Genomic DNA, 25384 nt, shown 5'->3' with positions numbered 1-25384 from the left:
CTTGTTACACATTTTTCTACTTTCATTACAAAACTATAGTTTATCACTACATTGTATAAGAAATACAAGGATAAATGGTAGATGTTTGCTTGAATTAAAACAACTACTAAAATGGAGAAATATAGAAATTCGCTATTGTATTTAGGATTAATAGGAGGGGGATTAGGCTCAATGTATTGGGTGGTAAATAAAGGCGCTGCATTGGAGCACAATGTTGTTAAGGTTGTATCTGAGTTAGGGCCTTTTGAAAACTTTCTCAATACACTAAAAGATAATCTTCATCATCCATTAGCATTACTATTAGCTCAAATAGTTACAATAGTACTGGTTGCAAGGGCATTTGGTTGGTTTTGTAAGAAAATTGGTCAGCCTTCTGTTATAGGAGAGATTATTGCTGGTATAGCCTTAGGACCTTCCTTTGTGGGAATGTATTTCCCCGAGTTTTCAGCAGTTTTATTTCCAGAGGCTTCTTTGGGAAACCTTAGTTTCTTGAGTCAGATAGGCCTTATTCTCTTTATGTTTGTTATAGGGATGGAATTAGACCTGAAAGTATTAAAGAATAAGGCGCATGATGCTGTACTTATCAGTCATGCAAGTATTATTATCCCCTTTGCTTTGGGAATGATTTTAGCCTATTTTATATTCACTTCTTTTGCTCCAGATGGAGTAGAGTTTTTATCATTTGGATTGTTCTTGGGTATTTCAATGAGTATCACAGCTTTTCCTGTTTTGGCTCGTATTGTACAAGAGAGGGGATTGCACAAGAGTAGAATTGGTACTATTGTTATTACCTGTGCAGCTGCAGACGACATTACAGCTTGGTGTTTATTAGCAGCAGTAATCGCTATTGTACAAGCAGGTAGTTTTGTGAGTTCACTATACATTATTGTATTAGCAGTTGTGTATGTATTTGTTATGCTGCGTTTTGTACGTCCTTTTTTGGCGAAAGTAGGAAAGAATCAAAGCAATGGGAAAGGAATGTCTAAGTCTTTTGTTGCTATCTTTTTATTAACTCTTATTATATCCTCTTATTGTACAGAGGTTATTGGAATACACGCATTGTTTGGCGCTTTTATGACAGGGGCGATTATGCCTGATAATATTCGATTCAGAGAAATGTTTATGGAAAAGGTAGAAGACATAGCTGTTATTCTTTTTTTACCTTTATTCTTTGTCTATACTGGACTTCGTACAGAGATAGGATTATTAAATGAACCTTATTTATGGAAAGTAACGGCCGTTATTATTCTAGTGGCTACTGTAGGGAAGTTCTTAGGAAGTGCGCTGACAGCCAAGTTTGTTGGGATATCTTGGAAAGATAGTTTGACTATAGGTGCACTTATGAATACCAGGGGACTTATGGAATTAATTGTTTTAAATATAGGTTTCGATTTAGGTGTATTGACTGGAGAAATCTTTGCTATGATGGTTATTATGGCTTTGGCAACCACCTTTATGACTGGGCCATTGTTAGATTTAATCAACTTTATCTTTGGTAAGGATAAAGTTGAAAGTGAGGTGTCTATTGTCAATGCAAAGGGGAATTACCAGATTTACATGTTTTTTGATGCCATTAGTAAACCCAAAGATTTGTTGAAATTAGCACATAGTTTTGTAGGTAATAATAAGCTGAGTACAAGTATCACAGCTATGCACTTAATAGATAGTACAGAGGTAAGTGCTTATAGTGCTGGAGCTTATGAGGAGGAAATGTTTGAACCCATTATTCAAGAAGCGCAAGAGCTTAATCAAGAGGTTCATACACTATATAAAGTGTCTACTGATGTTGAAACAGATATTGTCGAAATTATTAATGAAGATACATGCGATTTATTTTTAACAGAGATGGGGTATTCTATTTATCGCGGGACATTATTGGGTAATATCTTAGGATTTACAACTCGAATAATCAATCCGAATGTATTAATAAATAAAGTAACTGGTAGAGAGCGTTTGTTTGAACAATCTATTTTTGATGTTCGCACAGAACAGATTCTAAATAACAGTAAAGTACCTGTAGGGGTTTTTATCAATAAAGATTTCCAAAAAGTAGATCAAGTTATATTGCCAGTCTTTACAAAAGCTGATCTATCCCTATTAAAGTTTGCGCAGAAGTGGATTGCAAATTCTAATGCTCAAGTAACAGTGTTAGATGCAATGGGAGAATTAGATCAATATGTGGACTTTAAAGAGCAAATTAGGCTAATTGAACAGTATAAACCAAACCATATCCGAGTGATCAAAAAAAGAACGATTCGCAAGGATTTTATTGAAGAATACGATATAATGCTTATTGGTTTGGACAGTTGGAAGAAGTTAATTGGTACGAGAAGTCGTTGGTTAAATTACGCTCCTTCAATGTTAATTGTTAAGTCCTAAGCACCTGTATAAAAATAGTGTTATTCCCATTCTTTTTAGGAGAAAATAGTTTACATTAGAAAACTATTAATAATCTAAATGTATCTTATGAAAGTGAAACCGATCATCGAGCAAGACGAGCTTTTCATGTTAATACAAAAACAATCCTCAAATCTAATTATTGTAGATGCGAGTAATCACAAGCAAGCTAGAGAAAACTATGAAAAGCAACATATTCAAGGGGCTATATTTGTTGATGCAAATGAGCAATTGGCAACTATAGGGGATGTTGCAGCAATGGGAGGTAGACATCCTTTACCCAGTGTTGAAAAGTTTGCCAAAGTGTTACAAGAGTTAGGAATATCGAAGCGCAGTCATGTTGTTATCTATGATGATAAGTATGGCGGTAATTCAGCTGCTCGCTTTTGGTGGATGTTAAAAGCTGTAGGACATGACAATGTACAGGTATTAAATGGAGGGTATCAATCAGCTGTATTGAGTAAATTACCTATGAGTAATCAAGTTACCGTACACAAACCTACTGAGGAATACGCTGTGACTTCATGGGAATTGCCAATTGCAGAAATAAAGGAACTGGTTGGCAATTCACAGAGTGAGGACTATTTAGTTATAGATGTTAGGGAACCTAATCGCTACAAAGGCATTAGTGAACCAATAGATGAGGTAGCTGGACATATCCCAGGCGCTGTTAATATTCCTTTTATGTCAAACCTCGATGAGAATGGTTGTTTTTTACCTTCTGATATGCTTAAGGCTAAGTACAAAGAATTACTAGAGAATTTTGATACGGATAAAACTATAGTGCATTGTGGTTCTGGAATAACAGCATGTCATACACTATTGGCTATTGCGTCAGCAGGTCTGCCTATACCAAAGTTATATGTAGGGTCATGGAGTGAATGGTCAAGAAGTGAAAACCCTATAGCAACTGATAAATAAGGGTGAGTTTACTTATAGTGTATTTTGAATCTCATTGCAAATAAAGATTTGTTCAAGCACAAAGGGAGTATTTATAGGAAGCTGCTTAGAGGTCGACTAAGCAGCTTTTTATATATAAACGAAATTAGGTTACTATCAATCTGTGTGAATTACAGTAAGCTTAAAGAGTATTGGAGGCGTCTTGTAAGAGTGCACTCATAGACTATTGATAAGTTTCATATCGATGGGAGTACACTTTATTATAGACTCCTATCGTGTAGGAGCATCTAAATATTAACTAAATAACGTCTAAATTACTACATTTACAAGAAAAAGAGAATGAAAGAAAATAAAGAAGTTGTTATTCCGCTTAGCAAGCAAAAGATTGTTTTATTGATATTGATAGGTGCTGTATTTGTTGGGTTGGGGATTTGGTTCGTTGCATTTCCTCCTCCAGGAAATCACATGCTACTTAGCAATCCCTACTTATTGGGTATTGTGGGTGCAATGTCTATTGTATTTGGAAGCTTAGTAATGTTTTTTCTAATTAAGAAAATGTTAGATACAAAACCAGGTATGGTAATTAATAGGGAGGGAGTCTTCGATAATGCGACTGCTGTTTCAGCGGGATTAATTCCTTGGGAAGACATTGTAGGTATAGAAGAAGTAAGAGTTTTCTCGGAGACTTTTATTCTAATTATGGTGCGCAATCCTGAGCAATATATAGAAAAGGTAGCTAATGTTTGGAAGCGTAGAATGGTAGCGTCTAATTGTAAACACCACGGCACTCCAATCAGTATTTCTACAAATGCATTAAAGATAACGAGGAGTAAACTATTAGCTTTGCTTTTAGAAGAATTTGACAGATATAAATGCACACAAAGTTAAAAGGCTTTTCATCAGTGAAAAGCCTTTTGTTTTATTTAGGTTCTATATTGTTCCATATTACTTCATCAGGAGTAGGAGCTACTATTGTAAGTGTCTCTTTGGTCACTGGATGAATAAAGGTAAGTTGGCGTGCATGTAAGTGTATTCCTCCATCGGGATTACTGCGATCAGCACCGTATTTTAAATCTCCCTTGATAGGGCATCCAATAGCTGCTAATTGACAGCGTATTTGATGATGGCGACCAGTGTGTAGATCAATTTCTAAAGTAGAATAAGTTTTTAATTGATGAAACATCTTATAGGTCAACTTCGCTTTCTTGCTATTAGGTACTTCTTTCTTATGTGCCTTAGAAGTGTTGTTCTTCGAGTTTCGCACTAAGAAGTGTTCTAAAGTATCCTCTATTTTTGGAGGAGCATCTTTGACTACAGCCCAATAGGTCTTTTGTGTTTCTCTGTTTTTGAAAGACTCATTTAAGCGAGTTAGAGCTTTCGAAGTTTTGGCAAATAACACAATACCAGAAGTAGGTCTATCTAAGCGATGTACTACACCTAAATACACCTCTCCTGGCTTATTGTATTTTTTCTTTAAATACAATTTTACAATTTCACTTAAAGGCATGTCTCCGGTTTGATCTCCTTGAACAATATCTCCTACGCGTTTATTTATGACAATAATGTGATTGTCTTCGTGTAGTACTTGTAAGTTATCAGGGGTAGAAACAATTTTCATCTGTAATATTTTTAAACAAAAATATCCTTTTAATTTTAAAAAGGATATTTAAGTTATGATAATGCGTTATTTTTAATAATTAGTACTGTTCGTTTTCATTAGGGAAATCTACAGCTTTGACATCATCTACGTATTGAGCAACTGCTTCTTTCATTTGCTCATAGATATTTAGATAACGACGCAAGAATTTAGGATTAAACTCATGAGTAAGACCTATCATGTCGTGAATTACAAGTACTTGACCATCTACACCGTTTCCAGCTCCAATACCAATTACTGGAATTGAAATACTTTCAGCCACTTTTTTAGCTAATGCTGCTGGTATTTTTTCAAGTACAACTGCAAAACAGCCAATTTCTTCAAGCATTTTAGCATCTTTAATTAATTGCTCTGCTTCTTGTTCTTCTTTCGCTCGTACAGTGTACGTTCCGAATTTATAGATCGATTGAGGAGTAAGACCTAAATGTCCCATCACTGGAATACCAGCATCAAGGATGCGTTTAATTCCTTCTTTTATTTCTTCTCCACCTTCCATTTTTACAGCATGTGCTCCACTTTCTTTCATGATGCGGATAGCAGATCGCAAGGCTTCTTTGGGATCTGATTGATAAGAACCAAATGGTAAATCCACTACGATTAACGCCCTATCTGCTCCTCTTACTACTGATTGAGCGTGATAGATCATCTGATCAAGAGTGATAGGCAATGTTGTTTCGTGTCCAGCCATTACATTACTTGCTGAGTCACCTACTAACATCACATCTACTCCACCTGCTTCTAATACTTTAGCCATTGAATAATCATAGCAAGTCAACATTGAAATTTTCTCTCCGTTGGCTTTCATATCAATAAGTGATTTTGTTGTCACTTTTTTATAATCTTTTTTTGCTACTGACATTTTGTTGCGTTTATTGTGATTTGTAAAGGTAAATAAAATACAATAACATCAAATTTATTTTACTCTAAACCCTTTTATAATAAATAGATTTAACAAGATATAAAAGATTCTACTTTGAATAACTTGTTATTTTTGAATTGAAACTTGTAAGACATTCCTATTCGCTCAATAAGATATGTCTGCTCGACAGGATTATATGACGTGATTAATCCTTTGCCAATCTGTAAGAAATCCCCTTCAGAGGTATTTTCGTTTAAGAGAGAATGATTAATTTTAAACTGATTAGCATTGATCATGGACAATTCTCTTACTTTGTGTTTCTCATTGTAGTCATTGACAATAAATACGGCTGAATTAAAATTTGATAGACTCTCATAATCACCTAATGTGTAATCTTCTAAATCGTCAAAGGAATCTAAGGAGTATCCAATAGTAGCATGCACAAATTCTTTGTCAAAGCCTTCTTGAGGCTCTATTGCTCCTTGGATGACAAAACCAAAGTCTTTATTCTTATACAGTTTTTCAACGATCTTGGTTTCCCCTTTTTTGGGTATGGCTTTGTGCATTTCTAATAGTAGTTTAGATTGATTGGCTAAACTGGTCAATTCATTTGTTTCAGCATATTCAATAAATATTTCCAAAGCTTTTATGATATCCTTTGTTGAACTATTCCATGCTAATTCTAAAATGCGCTCAGCATATTTCTTTTGCTCATCAGTTGTATTGACAGCGTTGTATTGTGAAATCAATTGGTCAAGATTAGGTCTATTACCGATAAAAGAAGCGGGAATAAAGCCTTTCTCTCCCAAGTAATTAATTTCTACATACTCGTTTTCATCTTTTGGGAAATAAGATAGTACAATAGGAGTACCATTTAATACAGTGCCTAATACTTTCGCTGTCTGTTGAGGATACTCTCTTACTTTTAGACCTGCCACTACAGTATATAAGTGAGGACCGTTTAAGTACTCATCTTTATCTATAATCGGAGCAGGAGAAGGTATTCTTTTGGAGTTATAGGTCAGTTGTATATTATTGCTTTTTTCTACGTAAACAGGAGGTACGTAATCTCTATATATTTTATAGTACTTATCTGTTTCCTCATAGGAAGCTATAGTACTACCATCGAGAAATACACCTGCTTCAACTGTCAATTCAGTATCTTTAAAGGCAATAGAGGGCGCATTGACATACAACTTTTCTTGTGCCATTATATAGTTCACTGTCATTAACAATGACGCTAAAATATATCTTTTCATCTATTAACAGTCCGATAAGTTTACTGCTACAGCAAGTCCACCTTCTGAGGTTTCTTTGTATTTTGTATTCATATCCTTTGCCGTTTCCCACATTGTATTTACTACTTTATCCAAGGGAACTTTAGCATTTTTGGGGTCAGTATCTAAGGCAAGTTCAGCCGCATTAATAGCTTTGATAGCACCCATTGTATTTCTTTCAATACAAGGTACTTGTACTAATCCTCCAATAGGGTCACAAGTTAGTCCCAAATGGTGTTCCATAGCGATTTCGGCAGCAATCATTACTTGCTCAGGAGTTCCTCCCATTAATTCACATAAGGCTCCAGCTGCCATAGCACTTGATACACCTATCTCAGCTTGACATCCTCCCATAGCCGCAGAGATTGTAGCACCTTTTTTGAAAATACTCCCAATTTCTCCAGCAACCATCAAGAACTGTTTAATTTCTTTATCACTTGCTTTGTGATTCTCAATAACTAAGTAATACATCAGTACTGCGGGGATAACACCTGAACTACCATTTGTAGGGGCGGTAACTACTCTCCCTAAAGAAGCGTTCACCTCGTTAACAGCAAGAGCAAAACAGCTCACCCACTTTAATATTTGTCTGAAGTATACCTTCGTTTTTCTTATGGTTCCAAGCCATTCAACAGGTGTATTATATGGTAATTCACCTTTGAGTTTTACGTGCATATCATATGCTCTACGGCGAACATTTAATCCTCCAGGTAATACACCTTCCGTATGACATCCAATATACATGCACTCCAACATGGTGTTCCATACTCGGAGTAATTCATTGTGAATTTCTTCTTCTGTGCGCAATGACTTTTCATTCTCATAGACAATCTCCGAAATTGACTTTTCTTCTTGTTTGCAGTAGGCTAATAATTCAGTAGCTTTTTCTATAGGAAATGGGAAGCTTGACTTAATCTCATCGTTTTCTGGATTATGTGCCGATTCTTCTTTTACAACAAATCCTCCACCAATAGAGTAAAAAGTAGATTCATATGAATCTCCTCCTTCATATTCTACTGTAAATGTCATTCCATTCGCGTGGAAAGGCAAGAAGTTTTTATTGAAAACAATATCTGTTTCAGGGATGAAGTTAATATACATTTCTCCTCCCAAATGTAGCGTTTGAGATTCTTTAATTCGAGTGATAATATTGCTTATATCCTCAACAGGTACATATTCTGGATCAGCGCCACTTAAACCTAACATAACTGCTAAGTCAGTTGCGTGTCCTACGCCTGTGAGAGATAAAGATCCGTAAAGATCAATTCTTAAGTGATAAACTTTGTTGAATATTAAGCGTTCACGCAGTTCTTTTAAGAATTGTTCTGCTGCTCTCCAAGGACCAAGGGTGTGTGAGCTCGATGGTCCAACACCTATTTTGAGCATGTCAAATACAGAAATACATTCCATAAAGTTGTTTAGTTTTAGTATTACGAAGATAGCCAAATTCTAAGCAGCCGCAACTTTTTCTAACGCTATTTAACTTCGCAAATTGAGGCAATAGAATATGCGGATTTTATGCATTTAAAAATACTGTATCAAGGTATGTCATTTTACTTGAATGTTAAAAAATAACAGTGCGTAATTTTAAGATTTATGGATCGGACGCAGTGTTTATAGAATTCCTTTATCAGGGTCAGGAGAAAGTCGAGGGTTTACCTCTTATACTACTTTGCTTACTCTAAAGAAAGGGGATAAGGTTTATCCAATGGTCTTTTTGAATAATCCATATGGAAATGGAAATGTATTTTTAGAGGGAGTTCAAGAAGGGTCAGCAGGAAAAGGTGTATTGACTAACCTAAGTGTTACGAAGTATTAAATGATATAGGTAAAGGATAAGAAAGAGGCTGTCTAAAAAGCCTAAAAAACAAAACCCCGTCTAAAAAAGGCGGGGTTTTTTCATTGTTTGTCCTCAAAAATAATTATCTTCAAGGTGCAACCAAACAATAAGAAAGACAAATATAATGTTCAAATCTGAAAGTTTAAAATCGCCGAGTCTATTTCCTGAAGATATTTTTTCTAAAATTCCTCTAGACCATCCTGTTCGTCTTATCAATGCTGTTGTTGATGAGTTAGATATTAGTTCTATTTTAAGTCAATACAAAGGAGGAGGGACCACCAGTTATCATCCCCGTATGATGATAAAAGTCTTATTCTACGCCTATTTCAATAATATTTATTCATCGCGTAAGATTGAACGGGCTTTGACGGAGAACATTTATTTTATGTGGTTATCTGGTAATAGCTTGCCTGATCATCGCACGATTAATTATTTTCGCGCTAAGCGATTGAAAGGTCAAATCCATCAGCTTTTTGCAGATGTGGTTCGTCTGTTACAAGAATTACAATATGTTAGTTTACAAGTTCAATATATTGATGGAACAAAAATTGAATCTAGCTCTAACCGATACACCTTTGTATGGCGTGGTTCAGTGGAGAAAAACAAGGCTAAATTAGAAACAAAAATTCAAGATGTTCTCACAGAAATAGAGGGTCAAATCAAACAGGATCAAAGTGAACTCGCAAAAGAACACTGTTCCAAAAATATTGATAGTTTAGAGCTTAAAGAAAAAGTGACTCAGTTAAATAAACATAGGGCAGACCTACCCAAACCTACAGCTAAACAGCTCAAACAGTTAGAAGACGAGCATTTACCTCGCTTGCAAAAATACGAACAACAACTAGAAACTTTAGGTACTCGAAATAGTTATAGTAAAACAGATCCAGATGCTACTTTTATGCGAATGAAAGAAGATCACATGAAAAACGGGCAACTTAAACCTGCCTACAATACTCAAATAAGTACTGAAAATCAATTTATTACACATTATACTATTGCACAAAAATCAACTGACACCACTACCTTAATCAATCATCTAGAGACTTTTGAACAAACCTATGCACAACAAAGTAAAGAAGTTGTAGCAGATGCTGGGTATGGTAGCGAAGAGAATTATCTGTATTTACTTGAAAGAGAAATAACGCCCTATGTGAAATTTAATTATTTTCATATGGAACAGAAAAGAGCTTGGAAGAACAACCCTTTTCTACAACACAATCTTTACTACAATAAATTGTTTGATTACATCTTATGTCCAAATGGAGAAAAGCTACCTAATATTGGAAGTAGTACTAAATACACCACCACTGGTTTTGCGTCAAAAATACATCTGTATCAAGCTTCTAACTGCTTGAAATGCTCGTTAAAAGAGCTATGTAATAAAGCAGCAGAAAACAGAACAGTCTCTATGAATCATAGATTGGTTCAAATAAAACAACATATTAGAGAATTACTCAACTCTGAACGCGGTAAATATCATAGAAGTAAAAGACCTGTAGAAGTAGAAGCTGTTTTTGGACAACTAAAAAGCAACAACAAATTTACTAGGTTTACTCTAAGAGGATTAGAAATGGTCGAAATTGAATTTGGACTGATGGCTCTTGCACATAATTTAAGAAAACTTACTAAGAATAGAGAAAAATCGACTTTAAACAACAATTTTCATCCTAAAAAAGAGACTGATAAACGAAAAATGACAAATTATAAGTCTAAAACTCGTTTTAATTGCAAGAACTTTTAATCTAAGAGAAAAGTAACGTTTTATATAATACAAAAGAGGGTGACCTTTTGGGACACCCTCTTTTTTATGTCAGTAAATTACTGACGAAATAGGATTGATTTAGTCGATGAGTAAATGAAGTAGTGACATTATGGCATTATGAAATGGTTAAAACTGACTAAAAACCGACAAATAGTTCTTTTTTTTCTGTTGGCACAAAGATTGTCTAATCAGTAAGCGAGTTGCAAACTCATTAAAAGAATTGTAAAAAATAAACTATAAAAGATATTATGAGTAAAATAATTGGTATTGACTTAGGGACTACGAACTCATGTGTTTCAGTAATGGAAGGTAATGAACCAGTAGTAATTTCAAATGCAGAAGGAAAAAGAACTACACCTTCAGTTGTAGCATTTGTAGAAGGAGGAGAAATAAAAGTTGGAGATCCTGCAAAACGTCAGGCAGTAACTAACCCAACTAAGACTGTTGCTTCTATTAAGAGATTTATGGGAGAAAAATTCAGTTCAGCTGGTAAGGAAGTTGATGCTGTACCATACAATGTAGTGAAAGGAGATAATGATACACCACGTGTAGATATCGATGGTCGTTTATATACTCCACAAGAGATTTCTGCAATGACTCTTCAAAAAATGAAGAAAACAGCAGAAGATTTCTTAGGACAAGAAGTTTCAGAAGCTGTAATTACAGTACCAGCATATTTTAATGATGCACAACGTCAAGCGACTAAAGAAGCTGGTGAAATTGCAGGATTAAAAGTAAGACGTATTATTAACGAGCCTACTGCGGCTGCGTTAGCATACGGATTAGATAAAAAAGGAACAGACCAAAAAGTAGTAGTATATGACTTAGGTGGTGGTACATTCGATATCTCTATCCTTGAGTTAGGAGACGGTGTATTCGAAGTATTATCTACTAATGGAGATACTCACTTAGGAGGAGATGACTTTGACAACGTAATCATCAATTGGTTAGCAGACGAGTTTAACGCTGCTGAAGGAGTAGATTTACGTAAAGATGCTATGGCATTACAACGTTTAAAAGAAGCTGCTGAGAAAGCAAAAGTTGAGTTGTCATCTGCTACACAGACAGAGATTAACTTACCTTATGTTACAGCTACGGCTTCAGGACCAAAACACTTGGTACAAACATTGACAAGAGCTAAATTTGAGCAATTATCAGATGATTTAGTACGTCGTTCTATGATTCCTTGTGAGAAAGCTTTAAAAGATGCAGGTTTATCTAAATCTGATATCGATGAGGTAATCTTAGTAGGAGGATCTACGCGTATCCCAAGAATCCAAGAAGAAGTAGAAAAATTCTTCGGTAAAAAACCACACAAAGGAGTTAACCCAGACGAGGTTGTAGCTATTGGTGCTGCTATCCAAGGAGGTGTATTAACAGGAGATGTAAAAGACGTATTATTATTAGACGTTACACCACTTTCATTAGGTATCGAAACTATGGGAGGTGTATTCACTAAATTGATTGAGTCTAACACAACGATTCCTACTAAGAAATCTCAAGTGTTCTCTACTGCTGCAGATAACCAACCATCGGTTGAAATCCACGTATTACAAGGAGAAAGACCAATGGCTAACGATAACAAGACAATCGGTCGTTTCCACTTAGATGGTATTCCACCAGCACAAAGAGGGGTGCCTCAAATCGAAGTAACTTTCGATATTGATGCTAACGGTATTATCAAAGTATCTGCTACAGATAAAGGAACTGGTAAATCTCACGATATTCGTATCGAAGCTTCATCTGGATTAACTGAAGAAGAAATCCAAAGAATGAAAAAAGAGGCAGAAGCAAATGCTGATGCTGATAAAAAAGCGAAAGAAACAGTAGATAAAATCAACGAAGCTGATGGTATGATTTTCCAAACAGAAAAACAACTAAAAGAATTCGGAGATAAGTTATCTGAAGGAAATAAATCTAATATCGAAGGTGCTTTAGAGGAGTTGAAAAAAGCGTACGAAACAAAAGATATCGACACTATTCAACCAGCTTTAGACAAAATCAATGAGGCTTGGAAAGCAGCTTCTGAAGAAATGTACAAAGCACAAGCTGAAGGACAACAAGCAGGTCCTCAACAAGGACAGCCAAACCAAGGAGGTGACAACAATGCTTCTGATGGTGCACAAGATGTAGATTACGAAGAGGTAAAATAAGAACCCTTAAGTTATTTATAGTTATAATTGAGAAACCGAGTCTATATAGACTCGGTTTTTTTGTTTGTACTTGAAATATGGAAGTTGATTCTGAGCGTAATAAACTTTTTAGTGATTACTATATTGTCTTCTCATAACAATTAAATACCCCTTTTCTAAACTGAACTGTACCTACTAATTGATATCCTTTTTTAGTGTAAACCGCATTAGCAGTAGTATTTAGTGTATATGCATCAAAGCGAATAGATGCATAGTTGTTGTCTTTGGCGTATTGTTCTGCGAATAAAATCATCTTAGTGGATATTCCTTTACCTTGTGCCTTAGGACTGACAAATAATCGGTGGATAACAATAAATGGAACAGGGCTGGTCCAATGTAAGTCGTTATATTCTACATCATATTCTTCGTTTAAGACCATATAGGCTAAGATCTGTTCGTTTTCTGTATAGATATAAGCTTGCTTCTTTTGAATGTCATTAGAGATAATATCTTTATTAGGATAGGATTCATCCCATTGATCAATACCTTGGCTGAGCATAGATTGTTTTACTTCTTCTAATACTTGTAAAGTCTGGGGTAAGTCGGTACTATCAATTGGTTTTATCATCGCTATTTTGTTTGTAGTAAAATGTCTTTTATCTCCTTGTCGTAATAATTAGGAGTACTTATTAGAAATGCACTAGGTAAGTCAACATCATACAAATTATCAAAAACGAAGGAAAAGTCTATATAAGGAGGTGTGACTAAAGTGACCACTTCATAGCTGATAACAGTATAATCCTCATTGATATTGGTTGTGCCTTCTAAGATTGTAATTCCTCTATCATTAAAAGCATTTGTAATCGTCAAAACAATATCATCCCATAGTTCTTCTAAGTAGTCAAAACTATTGTGTATATCCACGATAGCATAGTCAAACTGTATAGATAGTGCTACTTTTTGCGGATAAGGAATAAGTAAGTTTTGTTGAGTTATAATTGGCATAAGGTTACAATGAAGACCTAAAGGTAAACATTTCGCTTTTTATTTGCTTATTTTTGTAGATAGGATATTTTATAACTTATTATGTTTGACATACTCATTCAACACATTCAAGAGAAAGTACAGTTAACTGCAGATGAGGCAGTGCGATTACAAGACTATTTTACTTCTAAAAAATTGCGCAAAAGACAGTATTTGCTACAAGAAGGAGAGGTGTGCAAGTATATGACTTTTGTAGTGCAAGGAGTACTGAAGTCTTATGTGATAGATGAAAGAGGAATAGAAAACATCAACTTTATTGGTTGGGAAGGCTGGTGGATGGCGGATTCCTATAGTTTCTTTACAGGTGAAAAAGGTGTACTAAATATTGATGCGATCGAAGATGTAGAGCTTTTGTTAATTTCAAAAGAGCAATATGATCAGTTAATGATAGATATGCCAGTAATGAGTAACTACTTCAGAATACTGTATGAACGTAGCTTAGCTAATAAAGATAGGCGTATATTGAGTAATATAGCCTATAATGCAGAGGAAAAATATGCTCAGATTATTACTTGTTATCCAGATTTAGTCAATCGTATTCCTCAACACCTCTTAGCCTCATATCTTGGACTGACTCCAGAAACGGTTAGCCGCATAAAGAAAAAAATGAAGTAAACTACTTGATTTAGATCAATAGAAAGCCTTGTTTTAGGTCAATGCACAGCTGTTTTACTTGCTTTAGCTTTGTTATTCAAAGAAATAAAATATGAAGAACATAGCATTAGTAGTTGGCGTTAGTGGTATCGCTGGTAGTAACTTGGCAAAGGAGCTTATCGCTCAAAATTGGACAGTATATGGATTGGCGCGAAATCCAAAAGGCGTAGTAGATGGAGTCATTCCCATTGCTGCGGATTTATTAGATAAAGAAGGTTTAGCTATAGCTTTACAAGATATAGTCCCTACTCATGTTTACTTTACCACATGGATGCGTATGGATACAGAGGCTGAGAATATCATGGTCAATGCTACTTTAGTTAGGAACTTATTAGAGTTGTTATCTCCTAAACAGAGCGTAAAGCACGTAGCCTTAGTGACTGGATTAAAACATTATTTAGGCCCTTTTGAATCTTATGTGAAGTCTGGTATATTGCCCATTACCCCTGTTAGAGAAGAACACCCTCGTTTAGATTTAGAGAATTTCTATTACGCTCAAGAAGATGAAGTGTATAAAGCATCTGAGCGAGATAGTTTTACTTGGAGTGTGCATAGACCTCATACACTAATAGGTCATGCAGTAGGTAATCTGATGAATATGGGGATTACACTTGCTGTGTATGCGAGTATATGTAAGGAAGAAGGGCTTCCTATGGTGTGGCCAGGATCAGAAGCACAGTGGAATGGGGTATCAGATGTAACAGATGTAAGTGTATTAGCAAAACAGTTGGTATGGGCATCCACTACTGATATAGCTAAGAATCAAGCCTTCAATGTTACCAATGGAGATGTGTTTAGATGGAAGTGGTTATGGGAAGAGATCGCTAATTATTTTGACATACCTTTTGAAGGGTATAAGGATACGATCAGACCATTAGAAGCAACTTTGTTACAGAAGAGTGAGGTATGGCAGACTATTATAGCGAAGCATAAACTGCAAGCTTTGGATTTAGATACCTTAGTTTCTCCTTGGCATACGGATGCTGATTTAGGTCGTCCAATAGAAGTAATTACTGATATGTCTAAGAGTAGAAAGTTAGGTTTTACTGCTTTTAAACCGACAAAAGACTCTTTCATAGCATTATTTGAACAGTTAAAAGCAGAACGCCTTATACCATAAGATAGAATCAAGCAGACTACAGTCTGTTTTTTTTATCTACAATGTTTGATTTTTTAAATATTATGTTAATTTAGCAGTTAAATTTATTTTGTTATGATAAGAGGTGTTTTTTTGTTTTTTTTTATGTTAATGAATTCACTGATGTTTGCTCAGATAGGTGTAGAAGTAGAGGTTCCTACAGAGATGGTGGATGTAAATGGTACGATGTGTATTAGAAATACAGATTATTTGAATGATGAAAGTTTAAAGCCTTTGTTTATAAATAATGAAGGGGTTTTAGGGATAAAAGTATTTAAAGAAGTACAATCTCAAGTTTTTTCAGCGCAAGGATTGAATAATGCTCCCCCATTAGGAGGAAGTGTTGAGTTTAATTCTAGAAAAAGAATTCATGTTCCTATAAATGTAAATGATGTTATTGTAAATAATCTTGGGCTAAGTCATGTCGGTGATGCGTTAAAAATAAATACTCCTGGGTTTTATAATTATAAAACATCAGTAAATATACGTAGCAAAGTTAATACAGAGAAGGATGGAGTATGGGTATTTACTGGTTTAGAAACAAGTAGTGATAATGGACAAAATTGGGAAACAAGGTCTCTTAGTTTACATAAAATCAAGAAAATAAATCAGTCATCTACTGGTTCTTCATATAATGGAGAGATTAGAAATTTGGTGATACCTTCTATTGTTTATGAACATAAAAAAGGTGATTTAGTTCGAATATTTATTGTTAGATCTGCTAGTGGTAGTGGTAGTGGTTTGCCACAAGGTGATGAAGTGACTGCTTTTGAGCTTTTTAATGATAATGGGTTAAAAACTTATAATTTGATAATTAGTAAAATGTAACAAAATTAAAATATTAAGAAGCATGAGGTATATAGGCGTTTTATTAACTTTCTTTTTTTCAATACCCATAATCTACTCACAAAAAATGGGAGTAGGTTTAGATGTACCAACAGAAATGTTAGATGTACAGGGGAAAATTAGATTGAGAGATGTTAAAGAGAGCAAAGCAGAAGGATTACGATCGTTGTATATTAGACAAGATGGTTTAATAGGAAAAAAAGAAGATGCAGTATTAATGACACAAGTTTATACTAATGTAGCTAGACAATCATTGCCAGTGAATACTTTAGGTAGTGAATATAATTCTGGAAAGGATATTATTATTCCTATTGATTTTGCTAAGACAGAGAATAATAATCTGGGGATAACACAACCTGAAAATACGTATAATTTAAGGATTGCTACTGAAGGATATTATGAGTATAATGCATTTCTTAATTTATATATGCAACCAATATCGTCAACAACGAATCCTTTTTTTGATATTATTGCAAAAATAGAAGTAAGTCAAGATAATGGAACAAGCTGGAATGTTGTTTCTGGTATACATTTTTCAAAAATGCTTGTTGCAGGTGTTTTTAGAAATGCAGTTATTCTTTTGCCTAGTGGCATTGTAAAACATAACGCAGGTGATCTTGTACGTATGAAATTAGCAAGAGTAAAAGATAATAATGGAAATTTAACAGGATTTTCAACAATGGAGTCATTTACTTTAGGGGCTACAAATAAGATTAGCCCATATACTATTATAATATTAAAACTATAGCTATGAAAGATAAAATATTAATAGTTTACTTGTTTTTTTTTAGTTTAGTTGGTTATACGCAAAATCTTGGAATAGGTACTGAGTTGCCACTAGAAAAACTCGATGTAAATGGTAAAGTAAAAATGAGGGAGATTAGTGAATTTGATAATGTTGGTGAGCGTAAATTATATATTGATGATAAGGGAACAGTTTTTACAAAAACGGAAGAAGCAATTGAAACAGAGGTTTTTATAGTAAGGAAATCAGAAGCATTCTATATCCCAAATGGGATAGCTGATTATAATACTTTAAAAACTGTAGTTCTTCCAATAAATATTAAGGATGCAACAGTTAATAACCTTGGTATTGAGCAGGGGAATCTTCCGAATACATTTAGGATTAAATACGATGGATATTATCTGTTTTCAGGATTTGTAAGTATGTTTCTGGCTAGTGATGATAATAAAACTGGAGTTTATTTCGGAATGAGAATTGTGAGTAGTAGTGATAATGGTAATACTTGGAATTTTGTTTCTGGAGGGGATCACAGTGCTGTTTTACCACATATTGATGGGTCATCAGTTCTTATTAATTTTCCATCAGTTGTTTATAGTTGTAAAGCGGGCGATTTGATAAGCATACATTTGAATAGGACACAAAATACAGAGAATAAACCATTTGGAGCTGATCTAAAAGGAACTTCCAGAAACTCTAAGGATATTGAAATTACAAATTGGGATTCATCTATACCATATACATTATTTATTACCAAGAAATAGTTTTACTGCTTTTAAACCGACAAAAGACTCTTTCATAGCATTATTTGAACAGTTAAAAGCAGAACGCCTTATACCATAAGATAGAATCAAGCAGACTATAGTCTGCTTTTTTTATTGGTATTATTTTAACCCAGAATAAGCGTTAGCCAAGTATTACAAAGCAATTCTACTTCATATCTCTTTCATTAGCTCTACAACCATACTATAGTATACTTGTATCACTAATTCAGAGTTGTTTTGTATAATTACTTTTCGTTTATCTATCTATCACTTATTCTGGGTTTAATTAATTTTCTTTAAACTGGACTATGTCGCTTGCTGATTATAGTTGTATTTTTGCAAGAAATAATTTAAGAAGTACAGTTGTATATTCTCCTTGTCTTATAGAAGTAAATAAGCAAGAGTATAGAATTGTTTTCTCATTTCATTATCATGACAAATAATACAATAGAACCTCATATTATATCCATACAGAGTACTGTATCTACAGGGTATGTGGGGAATAACTCAGCCAGTTTTGCTATACAGCTTCACGGAATTAATTGCGTAGCGATGCCTACCATTCTTTTATCAAGTCACACAGACAAGCCTGTTTATTATGGAGAAGCAGTGCCAAAAGAATTATTCGATAAACTGGCACGTGGAGTATTAGAAATTAACACTGCACAGCTTACACAGTATGTTGTAAGTGGATACTTAAAGAGCAAAGAGATAATAGATGCTACGGCAAAGTTCATAAAGCAGCTAAAAGCACAGCATAGTATTACTTATATCTATGATCCTGTATTTGGTGATACACGTACAGATGGGCTGTATATCCCCAAAGAACAGGCAGATTATTCAAAAGAACGATTATTATCGCTAAGTGATATCTTGACACCTAATCACTTTGAATTAGAATACCTTTTAGGAAAGCGTATAACGAATGAGCAAGAACTGATAACAGCTGTACAGGCGGATGAGGTATTATCTTCTAAAATCATTGTTTTGACTACAGCCGAAATGAAAGAGAATGTAAATCACCAAGTAGAAGTCATCTTGATTAATCAAGGTAAGTTGTCTCATTTTTATGCTGATAATATACCTGTAGAAGTAGTGGGAACAGGCGATTTGTTTACGGGAACACTCTCTGCACAGCTAACGAAGGGGCGTACGATAGAAGAAGCTATACAGACAAGCATGAACTTCTTATCAGAAGTATTGCGATATGTTCACCTTCATGGATTGAAAGAGATGAATGCGATGGCTATCTTACAAGCACAAGATGTTCTTGCAGTAAAGTATAAATAAAACAGAAAGGCAGTAAGATAAGTTTTCGTACTGCCTTTTTTATTGAACTCTGAATATTCAGCATTTATGTATGGGATAGTGAAGCTACCATAGTCTTCTGATCAGAGAATAAGTCTATTAGCTCTTTTGTCACCATGAGTGTAATATCGTCATCTTCTTTATATAAGCTATAAGTAGCTTGTTCTGCCTCAGGGCTAAATGCAAAATTGATAGTCTGCGTCTCTGCTGTACAGCATGCATCTATTATTGCATCGAGTTGTTTGACATGGTGATCTCTTTGATAAATAGAATAGATTGTCAGTTCACTTTCTTCTTGTTCATAGATGATGATGGTATCCAATGCTTTGCTGTAATGAATAGCGTTTTTAAAACTGAAGTCGTAGTCTGCATAACAATAAAAGAAAGCTAAGTCTACATTTTTAGTATTCAATCTATTATAGGTATAGCCACTTTTGACATATTCTTTAAATAAAGCAAGCGATGCAGGGTTGTCTAAATCTAATTTCTCTATACTCGATAGAAGAGAATATTTGGTATTCACCTTTAGTGTAGCTTGATACTCTTCAACAGGCACATAACCAAATTTTGGATAGAAGTCCAGTACTGTATCATTTGCAAACAAGAAGTAGCCTGTTACGATATCTCTATATTCTGCTTCTATATATTCTAATAAGAACCTTGACAACCCTTTGTTTTGATAGGTAGAGTCTGTCATCACAGTGCCTAATTGTCCTGCCTTGTACGTTTTATTTTCTTTCGTTATTTCGAATAGGCTTAAAGTTATATGTGCAACTATCTTATCTTCTTGGAATAAAGAAAATAGTATGCACTCCTCTCCCCAGTATCCCGATTGGTAAAAGGCTTCAAAATCAAACTCCCATACTTCCTGACACATTCGATTAAACTCTTTTCGTTTTTGTTTATCATCTTGATAGTTGATATATAGGGTATAAGGAGTTCCTTTTATACTTACTGATTTACTGATCATAATTCTTATTTATTTGGAGCAAAGTTCTGAATAAGACCTTGTTTATCTATTGACAGTATTGTTTTATAAATGTGCAAGAAGTTGTTTTTATTGTTAACTTTGACTTATTAACTACAGCGTGATGAGTCAGCACTTTCCTATTCAGATTATCACATCGGATCGTATTATTCCTTCTTTATTCTCTACTACTACATATAGAGAGAAAGGAATACTGTTGTCTTATTGTATGGAGGGAACTAATGAGCTTAAAGTAAACAATCGAATAGAAGATTTCTCTGCAGGTTCTCTATTGACTGTGTTTCCACAGCGTTTATTCTCTATTCCTACTACAGAAAGCAAGGGGAAGTATCTATGTGTGCTATTTGATCTGGATAGTATAAAGGATCTTATTCTACCAACTAATTATCAGTTTTTAAACGAATTGGTGAGACACCCTATTATTCATCTGGATGCAGGTGATCAGGGCGTGTTCATCGATTACTATCAGTTGTTATTGACTAATTGCAATACAGATACATCTGTGTTTTATCCTGATGCGATGAAGTATTTATTGTATTCTTTAATTGCTCATATCAACCGATTCTATGAACAAGATGAGGTGAATCTGAAGCCAAGTTCTAAGAAAGAAACAACTGTTTTTAGGCTGTATAATTTGGTTCATCAGCATTATTTAGCTGAGCGCACAGTACAGTTTTATGCTGATCAATTAAAGCTCACTCCTAAGTACTTAACGACTTTGGTACGCAGGCAGACGGGTAAGACAGTGTCTGCGATTATAAATGAGTTAGTACTCACTCAAGCCCAGTCTTACCTTATTGCAACGGATAAACCTATCTACACCATAGCGGAAGAGCTTCATTTCTTAGATGCGACAAGCTTCTGTCGTTATTTTAAAAAATCTACAGGTCTATCTCCCTTAGCGTATAGACAAGCACATCTGTAATGTCACATTTTATTTATGTGGTTAGAATTGTAAGGTGTTGTTTATTTGGGTTTTGGTTTATTGGTAGCTCAGTTTATATTGTGTAGATCTACTGCGTATTGATGGCGAAATGATCGGGTATTGATAGGATAGTGGTCGCATAAAAAATGCCCCAAAACATGTGACCACTATGCGACCATTATGCGATCACTATGCGACCACTCCCATTGAGGTTTGTCTCGTCCTAATATAGCTGTACAGTTATTGTTTATAATCCTGCTTTTGACTATACACTTGTTTTATAATCTTATGATGTGTTTTGTGGTTGGCGATTTTAGTTTCGACAATCTGAATTTATTAAATGAAAAACACCTATTATGATCTTGTAACTGTGTTGGTTATTGGGAATTGTTAGAAATTATAGCAAATCATTAACCTAAGCTAACGATCTCTATTCTATTGCAATAAAATATAATATCTTTGAGATATGGGGAGAGAAAAAAGAATACATTCTTTTAAACCTGTTGTTTTTGATGAAGCTAAAGTATTGATATTGGGTACGATGCCGAGTATTAAATCATTGGACTTTCAGGAGTATTACGGCAATAAGCAGAATGTGTTTTGGAAGATGTTATTTAGTGTTTTTAGAGAAGAGTATAGCGATGTGTATAAGGATAAGCTCGATTTGCTTCAGCGAAACAGAATAGTCTTATGGGATGTCTTGCAGTCTTGTGAACGCAAGAGTAGCTTAGACAGTGATATTATCGCAGAAAAAGCTAATGATATCAAAGGGTTATTAATAGAATATCCCCATATCGATACAATCGTATTCTCCAGTCAAAAGGCAAGACAATATTTCGATAAATACATAGGGCAGATAGAGGGAGTATCTTTACTAACTTTACCTTCGCCGAGTGGGGCAAATGCACGGATGAGTTTTGAAGAAAAATTAGCTCATTGGCAAGAATTAAAAAATAAAGTATGAAACAGTTAAAAAAAGAACATATAGACTTCTTAGTGACGTTAAGTCAGAATAATAATAAACCTTGGTTTGCAGATCATAAGCCAGAGTTCGATAAGCTATTCGCTGAGGTGAAGGCTTTCTTTAAAGTAGTGCACGATGAGATGTTACAGCATGATAGTATAGACCTATTACACGTACACCGCATCTATAGAGATGTACGCTTCTCTAAGGACAAGACACCTTATAAGACTTATTTTGGACTGCACTTAGGACGTACCAAGCCAATGCTGAGAGGAGGATATTACGTAAATATAGAGCCAGGACGTAGTTTTGTAGGGGGAGGCTTTTGGGAACCTAATAAAGAAGATTTATTGCGCATCCGCAAGGAGATCGCTATGGATGATAGTGAACTTCGTGAGATTATCGCCGAAGAACAATTTCAGAAGTACTTCGGAGCACTACAAGGGGAGGAGCTAAAGACTGCTCCTAAGGGATTTGACAAGGAGCATCCTGCTATCGACTTATTGCGCAAGAAGCAGTATCTCGTGATGCGTTCTTTTACAGATAAAGAGGTATTAGCGCCTAACTTTAAAGAGGAGGTGATCAAGACATTTCTTGCCATGCGACCACTATTTGACTATATGTCAGATGTACTGACTACTGATGTGAATGGGGTGAGTCTGTATGAGTAGAGGATTTTTGTGAAGGTGTTTTTTTGTGAAACCGTTTAGTCTATCATATTAATCAATAGCATATGACATCTTCTAAGTATATTATATCCGGTGGGTAAGATTGTAAACTGTTAACCAAATAGTGATCTAGAAAGTTATGAATAAAGAGTTTGAACAAGCAGTAAGCTATTGTATAGAAGCTTTGAATATCAAAGATGACAAGAAGCGTGATAAGGAGTGTAATAGTTTATTTGTGGTTTCGGCTTTGAATAAGGCTTTAGAGGCACCTTATCGTGGTAGAGGCTTAGGGATAGGTAGTATTGGTTATAATGCACATAGAGATACTATTGATAATAAGGAAAGAAGTTTTCGTAATAAAGAACTTTATCATGTATTAGATTGGTTAAATGCTCTTTTAACGTTGTTTGATTTGGCGAATTATGAGGATGAAGAGATTCTTAAGTTTGCTAACTGTATTGTGAATGACAATATTGTTTTTAATCATGTTTTAAAGCATATTATTAGTAATTGTATTGTAAAGGGAGATGTAGAACAAGCAGAGCAGTATATTTCGAATTTTAAAACGACTGTTGTTTTTAAAGAGGAAGATAATTTTGATCAGGGATATCTTATTATTCTTCAGTATTATGCCATGCTAGGTGATGAGGTGAATTTCTTTAAATATTTCAAACAGAGTAAACCTGCTATAAATAGATATGAAGTAAATGAAGCAAAAGAATTCTTGGTAACAAACTATTGTTTAAAAAATGGAGTAGAAGCAGGACTTACTTTGTGTAAACATAAGAATTTAGGAGTTAAATTTCATCATAATGCATTAATGGCATTTGCTGAGCAAGGTAAATATCAAGAGTTAAAACAGATGTTTACAGAATATCCTGATTTAAAACAACCTGAAGTACAAAGAGAATTGCATGTATTGACACATGCTTATTGGAAGGCAAAGGAATTTGGGTTAGCTGTTGATGATGACTTTGAAGTGATGTTTGATAGAGCGACGCAGGTAGATAGAAAACTTAAGTGGGGAGCGGCTAAATTACAGGATGTCTTTTTTGTAAATCTCTTTTATGGCAGTCGAGATAATAAAGAACGTGCTGTAAGGTGTAGAAAAGCCGTTAAAAATAGTTCTTTAAAAAGAGAGTTAGAAATTCCGAAGTAAAGAAATAGATAGTATCATAGTACAATAAAAAAATGCTGACCACGGTCAGCATTTTTTGTTATCAGTTTCCAGTTCTCAGTTCCCTAAATTGCCACCACGCCTCCTGGCCCCTTCGCTAAAAATGTCCACTGGACATTTTCTTCACGCTCGGTCCTCCCGTTCCCAGTTCCCAGTTCCCAGTTCTCCGTTCCCTGTTTTCTGTTTCCAGTTTCCCTAAATTATTTAATAATCTGTACTTCGAACATTTTATCCCAGTTTTTACCCGTTAAGAAGAAGGTCTTTGTTTCAGGATTATAAGCAATACCGTTCATAACATCTCTATCCGCATGGTATGTGGTCATATTAAGTAGGTCATTGAAGTTAACCATTCCTTCTATTGCTCCTGTTTGAGGGTCTATAATTACAATGCTGTTATACCCGTATACATTAGCGTATATTTTTCCATTTACCCACTCTAATTCATTGATATGAGGAAGGGCACCTTTAGGACTATAAACGCTTATTGAACTCAATAATTCAAAAGTATCAGGATTTACTTTATATATTTTTTCAGTTCCATCAGACATATAAAGGTGAGTACCGTCATTTGTCAGTCCCCATCCTTCTATATCAGCAAAGTACTTTAATGATTTTTCTCTTTCTAAAGTTTCGATGTTATAGATATAGGCTTCTTTGTTTAAATAAGTCAATTGGTATAGTTTATTATTTAAAATCGTACAACCTTCTCCAAAGATAATATCATCTAACTCATTTATTTGAGTCACTTTTCCGGTTTTGTAATCAACTTTTCGCACACTTGACTTACCTTTTTTTCCCGTACCGCGACCGTCAGTTGTCGTAAATCCACCTTCACCATTTCCCGTACTTTCAAATAGTACACCTTTATAAAACTCCAAGCCTTGTGTGTAAGCCTCTTGATCATGGGAGTAGGTTTTTATTATTTTGTAGTCGTATTCAATAGGATTTATACTTGATATAATCTCTATTTTATAGGTAAACTCTCTTGATTTGTTATCAGCATAAGCAATTGCTTTTACTTCTTTTTTACCTAAGTTTTCTTTTTTAAGGGAATGCGTTAGAATCTCATTGTGTTTACTTGTTCCTATTTTTACATTGTCAAGGAAGTAAGCAACAGAGTCGATTTCTGCATTTTCTACTGTTTTTAAAGTGAATTTTGCATCTTCATTTGCCGAATATACCTGCTTTAGCTGAGTAGTATCAATCGAAATTACATTTTTTTCTAAATTTTTTTTATTAGAACAGCTAATAAAAGAGATTCCTAAGCTTAACGTTATTAGAAAGTTATATCTTTTCATTGGTTGTATTTATTTTTTAGCAAGATACAAATCTAATTAGAATA

24 protein-coding genes are annotated in these 25384 nt (G+C 34.6%); 16 read left to right on the top strand and 8 right to left on the bottom strand.

What is annotated here, in order from left to right:
- Window positions 1-111: 111 nt before the first annotated feature.
- The 3 genes from NWE55_RS02605 to NWE55_RS02595 all read left to right on the top strand — a co-directional run bounded on the left by NWE55_RS02605 (window position 112) and on the right by NWE55_RS02595 (window position 4185).
- Complete coding sequence (locus NWE55_RS02605; RefSeq protein WP_155093174.1) at window positions 112-2379, top strand: cation:proton antiporter; 2268 nt, start codon at window positions 112-114, stop codon at window positions 2377-2379.
- A gap of 93 nt (window positions 2380-2472) precedes the next feature.
- Complete coding sequence (locus tag NWE55_RS02600; RefSeq protein ID WP_258204717.1) at window positions 2473-3318, top strand: sulfurtransferase; 846 nt, start codon at window positions 2473-2475, stop codon at window positions 3316-3318.
- A 318-nt stretch (window positions 3319-3636) separates the two neighbouring features.
- Window positions 3637-4185, top strand: a complete 549-nt coding sequence (locus tag NWE55_RS02595; RefSeq protein WP_155093172.1) for an STM3941 family protein — start codon at window positions 3637-3639, stop codon at window positions 4183-4185.
- A 31-nt stretch (window positions 4186-4216) separates the two neighbouring features.
- On the opposite strand, the gene NWE55_RS02590 is transcribed toward NWE55_RS02595, so the two are convergent.
- The 4 genes from NWE55_RS02590 to NWE55_RS02575 form a co-directional block, all read right to left on the bottom strand.
- Window positions 4217-4915 carry an RluA family pseudouridine synthase gene (locus NWE55_RS02590; RefSeq protein ID WP_155093171.1) on the bottom strand — a complete coding sequence of 233 codons (699 nt, stop codon included), beginning with the start codon at window positions 4913-4915 and terminating at the stop codon, window positions 4217-4219.
- Window positions 4916-4994: 79 nt separating this feature from the next.
- Window positions 4995-5813: a 3-methyl-2-oxobutanoate hydroxymethyltransferase gene (panB, locus tag NWE55_RS02585; RefSeq protein WP_155093170.1), complete on the bottom strand. Its 819-nt coding sequence runs from the start codon at window positions 5811-5813 to the stop codon at window positions 4995-4997.
- Between the two features lie 89 nt (window positions 5814-5902).
- Window positions 5903-7072, bottom strand: a complete 1170-nt coding sequence (locus tag NWE55_RS02580; protein ID WP_155093169.1) for an SH3 domain-containing protein — start codon at window positions 7070-7072, stop codon at window positions 5903-5905.
- A 3-nt stretch (window positions 7073-7075) separates the two neighbouring features.
- Window positions 7076-8500, bottom strand: coding sequence for an L-serine ammonia-lyase (locus tag NWE55_RS02575; protein WP_155093168.1), 1425 nt, complete (start codon window positions 8498-8500; stop codon window positions 7076-7078).
- A gap of 262 nt (window positions 8501-8762) precedes the next feature.
- Between NWE55_RS02575 and NWE55_RS02570 the strand changes: the two genes are divergently transcribed.
- The 3 genes from NWE55_RS02570 to dnaK all read left to right on the top strand — a co-directional run bounded on the left by NWE55_RS02570 (window position 8763) and on the right by dnaK (window position 12845).
- A complete protein-coding gene (locus NWE55_RS02570; RefSeq protein WP_155093167.1) occupies window positions 8763-8909 on the top strand; it encodes a hypothetical protein in 147 nt (48 codons plus the stop codon).
- Window positions 8910-9054: 145 nt separating this feature from the next.
- Complete coding sequence (locus NWE55_RS02565; RefSeq protein WP_258204053.1) at window positions 9055-10671, top strand: IS1182 family transposase; 1617 nt, start codon at window positions 9055-9057, stop codon at window positions 10669-10671.
- 269 nt (window positions 10672-10940) lie between these two features.
- Window positions 10941-12845, top strand: coding sequence for a molecular chaperone DnaK (gene dnaK / locus NWE55_RS02560; protein ID WP_155093474.1), 1905 nt, complete (start codon window positions 10941-10943; stop codon window positions 12843-12845).
- A gap of 118 nt (window positions 12846-12963) precedes the next feature.
- Here dnaK and NWE55_RS02555 read toward each other — a convergent pair whose 3' ends face one another.
- Together NWE55_RS02555 and NWE55_RS02550 are read right to left on the bottom strand one after the other, a co-directional pair.
- Complete coding sequence (locus NWE55_RS02555) at window positions 12964-13452, bottom strand: GNAT family N-acetyltransferase (RefSeq protein WP_155093460.1); 489 nt, start codon at window positions 13450-13452, stop codon at window positions 12964-12966.
- 2 nt (window positions 13453-13454) lie between these two features.
- Window positions 13455-13829: a hypothetical protein gene (locus NWE55_RS02550; RefSeq protein ID WP_155093461.1), complete on the bottom strand. Its 375-nt coding sequence runs from the start codon at window positions 13827-13829 to the stop codon at window positions 13455-13457.
- 81 nt (window positions 13830-13910) lie between these two features.
- Between NWE55_RS02550 and NWE55_RS02545 the strand changes: the two genes are divergently transcribed.
- The 6 genes from NWE55_RS02545 to pdxY all read left to right on the top strand — a co-directional run bounded on the left by NWE55_RS02545 (window position 13911) and on the right by pdxY (window position 19302).
- Complete coding sequence (locus NWE55_RS02545) at window positions 13911-14483, top strand: Crp/Fnr family transcriptional regulator (RefSeq protein ID WP_155093462.1); 573 nt, start codon at window positions 13911-13913, stop codon at window positions 14481-14483.
- 91 nt (window positions 14484-14574) lie between these two features.
- Complete coding sequence (locus NWE55_RS02540) at window positions 14575-15642, top strand: SDR family oxidoreductase (RefSeq protein ID WP_258204592.1); 1068 nt, start codon at window positions 14575-14577, stop codon at window positions 15640-15642.
- A gap of 93 nt (window positions 15643-15735) precedes the next feature.
- Window positions 15736-16488, top strand: coding sequence for a hypothetical protein (locus tag NWE55_RS02535; RefSeq protein ID WP_258204591.1), 753 nt, complete (start codon window positions 15736-15738; stop codon window positions 16486-16488).
- Between the two features lie 85 nt (window positions 16489-16573).
- Window positions 16574-17254, top strand: a complete 681-nt coding sequence (locus tag NWE55_RS02530) for a hypothetical protein (protein ID WP_155093471.1) — start codon at window positions 16574-16576, stop codon at window positions 17252-17254.
- A gap of 2 nt (window positions 17255-17256) precedes the next feature.
- Window positions 17257-18012: a hypothetical protein gene (locus tag NWE55_RS02525; RefSeq protein WP_155093472.1), complete on the top strand. Its 756-nt coding sequence runs from the start codon at window positions 17257-17259 to the stop codon at window positions 18010-18012.
- Between the two features lie 432 nt (window positions 18013-18444).
- Window positions 18445-19302, top strand: a complete 858-nt coding sequence (gene pdxY, locus NWE55_RS02520; RefSeq protein ID WP_155093373.1) for a pyridoxal kinase — start codon at window positions 18445-18447, stop codon at window positions 19300-19302.
- A 64-nt stretch (window positions 19303-19366) separates the two neighbouring features.
- On the opposite strand, the gene NWE55_RS02515 is transcribed toward pdxY, so the two are convergent.
- Window positions 19367-20290, bottom strand: coding sequence for a GNAT family N-acetyltransferase (locus NWE55_RS02515; protein WP_155093372.1), 924 nt, complete (start codon window positions 20288-20290; stop codon window positions 19367-19369).
- A gap of 121 nt (window positions 20291-20411) precedes the next feature.
- Here NWE55_RS02515 and NWE55_RS02510 point away from each other — a divergent pair, with 121 nt between their 5' ends.
- From NWE55_RS02510 to NWE55_RS02495, 4 genes are all read left to right on the top strand, one after another.
- Window positions 20412-21233, top strand: a complete 822-nt coding sequence (locus NWE55_RS02510; protein ID WP_155093371.1) for a helix-turn-helix domain-containing protein — start codon at window positions 20412-20414, stop codon at window positions 21231-21233.
- A gap of 466 nt (window positions 21234-21699) precedes the next feature.
- Window positions 21700-22197: a DNA-deoxyinosine glycosylase gene (locus NWE55_RS02505; protein ID WP_155093370.1), complete on the top strand. Its 498-nt coding sequence runs from the start codon at window positions 21700-21702 to the stop codon at window positions 22195-22197.
- Window positions 22194-22868 carry a DUF2461 domain-containing protein gene (locus tag NWE55_RS02500; protein ID WP_155093369.1) on the top strand — a complete coding sequence of 225 codons (675 nt, stop codon included), beginning with the start codon at window positions 22194-22196 and terminating at the stop codon, window positions 22866-22868. Before NWE55_RS02505 ends, NWE55_RS02500 begins: the two co-directional genes overlap by 4 nt.
- Before the next feature lie 136 nt (window positions 22869-23004).
- Window positions 23005-24024, top strand: coding sequence for a hypothetical protein (locus tag NWE55_RS02495; protein ID WP_155093368.1), 1020 nt, complete (start codon window positions 23005-23007; stop codon window positions 24022-24024).
- Window positions 24025-24242: 218 nt separating this feature from the next.
- Here the strand turns inward: NWE55_RS02495 and NWE55_RS02490 are convergent, their stop codons facing one another.
- Window positions 24243-25340: a glutaminyl-peptide cyclotransferase gene (locus NWE55_RS02490; RefSeq protein ID WP_155093367.1), complete on the bottom strand. Its 1098-nt coding sequence runs from the start codon at window positions 25338-25340 to the stop codon at window positions 24243-24245.
- Window positions 25341-25384: the final 44 nt, after the last annotated feature.

Source organism: Myroides albus, assembly GCF_024722315.1.
Lineage (GTDB): Bacteria > Bacteroidota > Bacteroidia > Flavobacteriales > Flavobacteriaceae > Flavobacterium > Flavobacterium album_A.
Note: the sequence above shows the minus strand (reverse complement) of the source record. Positions and strands in the feature narration are given on the sequence as shown.

Bases quoted from the DNA above. Each gene is read 5' to 3' on its own strand.
- NWE55_RS02605 (WP_155093174.1), top strand. From the start codon at position 112: ATGGAGAAATATAGAAATTCGCTATTGTATTTAGGATTAATAGGAGGG.
- NWE55_RS02595 (WP_155093172.1), top strand. From the start codon at position 3,637: ATGAAAGAAAATAAAGAAGTTGTTATTCCGCTTAGCAAGCAAAAGATT.
- NWE55_RS02590 (WP_155093171.1), bottom strand. From the start codon at position 4,915: ATGAAAATTGTTTCTACCCCTGATAACTTACAAGTACTACACGAAGAC.
- panB (WP_155093170.1), bottom strand. From the start codon at position 5,813: ATGTCAGTAGCAAAAAAAGATTATAAAAAAGTGACAACAAAATCACTT.
- NWE55_RS02580 (WP_155093169.1), bottom strand. From the start codon at position 7,072: ATGAAAAGATATATTTTAGCGTCATTGTTAATGACAGTGAACTATATA.
- NWE55_RS02575 (WP_155093168.1), bottom strand. From the start codon at position 8,500: ATGGAATGTATTTCTGTATTTGACATGCTCAAAATAGGTGTTGGACCA.
- NWE55_RS02565 (WP_258204053.1), top strand. From the start codon at position 9,055: ATGTTCAAATCTGAAAGTTTAAAATCGCCGAGTCTATTTCCTGAAGAT.
- dnaK (WP_155093474.1), top strand. From the start codon at position 10,941: ATGAGTAAAATAATTGGTATTGACTTAGGGACTACGAACTCATGTGTT.
- NWE55_RS02555 (WP_155093460.1), bottom strand. From the start codon at position 13,452: ATGATAAAACCAATTGATAGTACCGACTTACCCCAGACTTTACAAGTA.
- NWE55_RS02550 (WP_155093461.1), bottom strand. From the start codon at position 13,829: ATGCCAATTATAACTCAACAAAACTTACTTATTCCTTATCCGCAAAAA.
- NWE55_RS02545 (WP_155093462.1), top strand. From the start codon at position 13,911: ATGTTTGACATACTCATTCAACACATTCAAGAGAAAGTACAGTTAACT.
- NWE55_RS02540 (WP_258204592.1), top strand. From the start codon at position 14,575: ATGAAGAACATAGCATTAGTAGTTGGCGTTAGTGGTATCGCTGGTAGT.
- NWE55_RS02535 (WP_258204591.1), top strand. From the start codon at position 15,736: ATGATAAGAGGTGTTTTTTTGTTTTTTTTTATGTTAATGAATTCACTG.
- NWE55_RS02530 (WP_155093471.1), top strand. From the start codon at position 16,574: ATGGGAGTAGGTTTAGATGTACCAACAGAAATGTTAGATGTACAGGGG.
- NWE55_RS02525 (WP_155093472.1), top strand. From the start codon at position 17,257: ATGAAAGATAAAATATTAATAGTTTACTTGTTTTTTTTTAGTTTAGTT.
- pdxY (WP_155093373.1), top strand. From the start codon at position 18,445: ATGACAAATAATACAATAGAACCTCATATTATATCCATACAGAGTACT.
- NWE55_RS02515 (WP_155093372.1), bottom strand. From the start codon at position 20,290: ATGATCAGTAAATCAGTAAGTATAAAAGGAACTCCTTATACCCTATAT.
- NWE55_RS02510 (WP_155093371.1), top strand. From the start codon at position 20,412: ATGAGTCAGCACTTTCCTATTCAGATTATCACATCGGATCGTATTATT.
- NWE55_RS02505 (WP_155093370.1), top strand. From the start codon at position 21,700: ATGGGGAGAGAAAAAAGAATACATTCTTTTAAACCTGTTGTTTTTGAT.
- NWE55_RS02500 (WP_155093369.1), top strand. From the start codon at position 22,194: ATGAAACAGTTAAAAAAAGAACATATAGACTTCTTAGTGACGTTAAGT.
- NWE55_RS02495 (WP_155093368.1), top strand. From the start codon at position 23,005: ATGAATAAAGAGTTTGAACAAGCAGTAAGCTATTGTATAGAAGCTTTG.
- NWE55_RS02490 (WP_155093367.1), bottom strand. From the start codon at position 25,340: ATGAAAAGATATAACTTTCTAATAACGTTAAGCTTAGGAATCTCTTTT.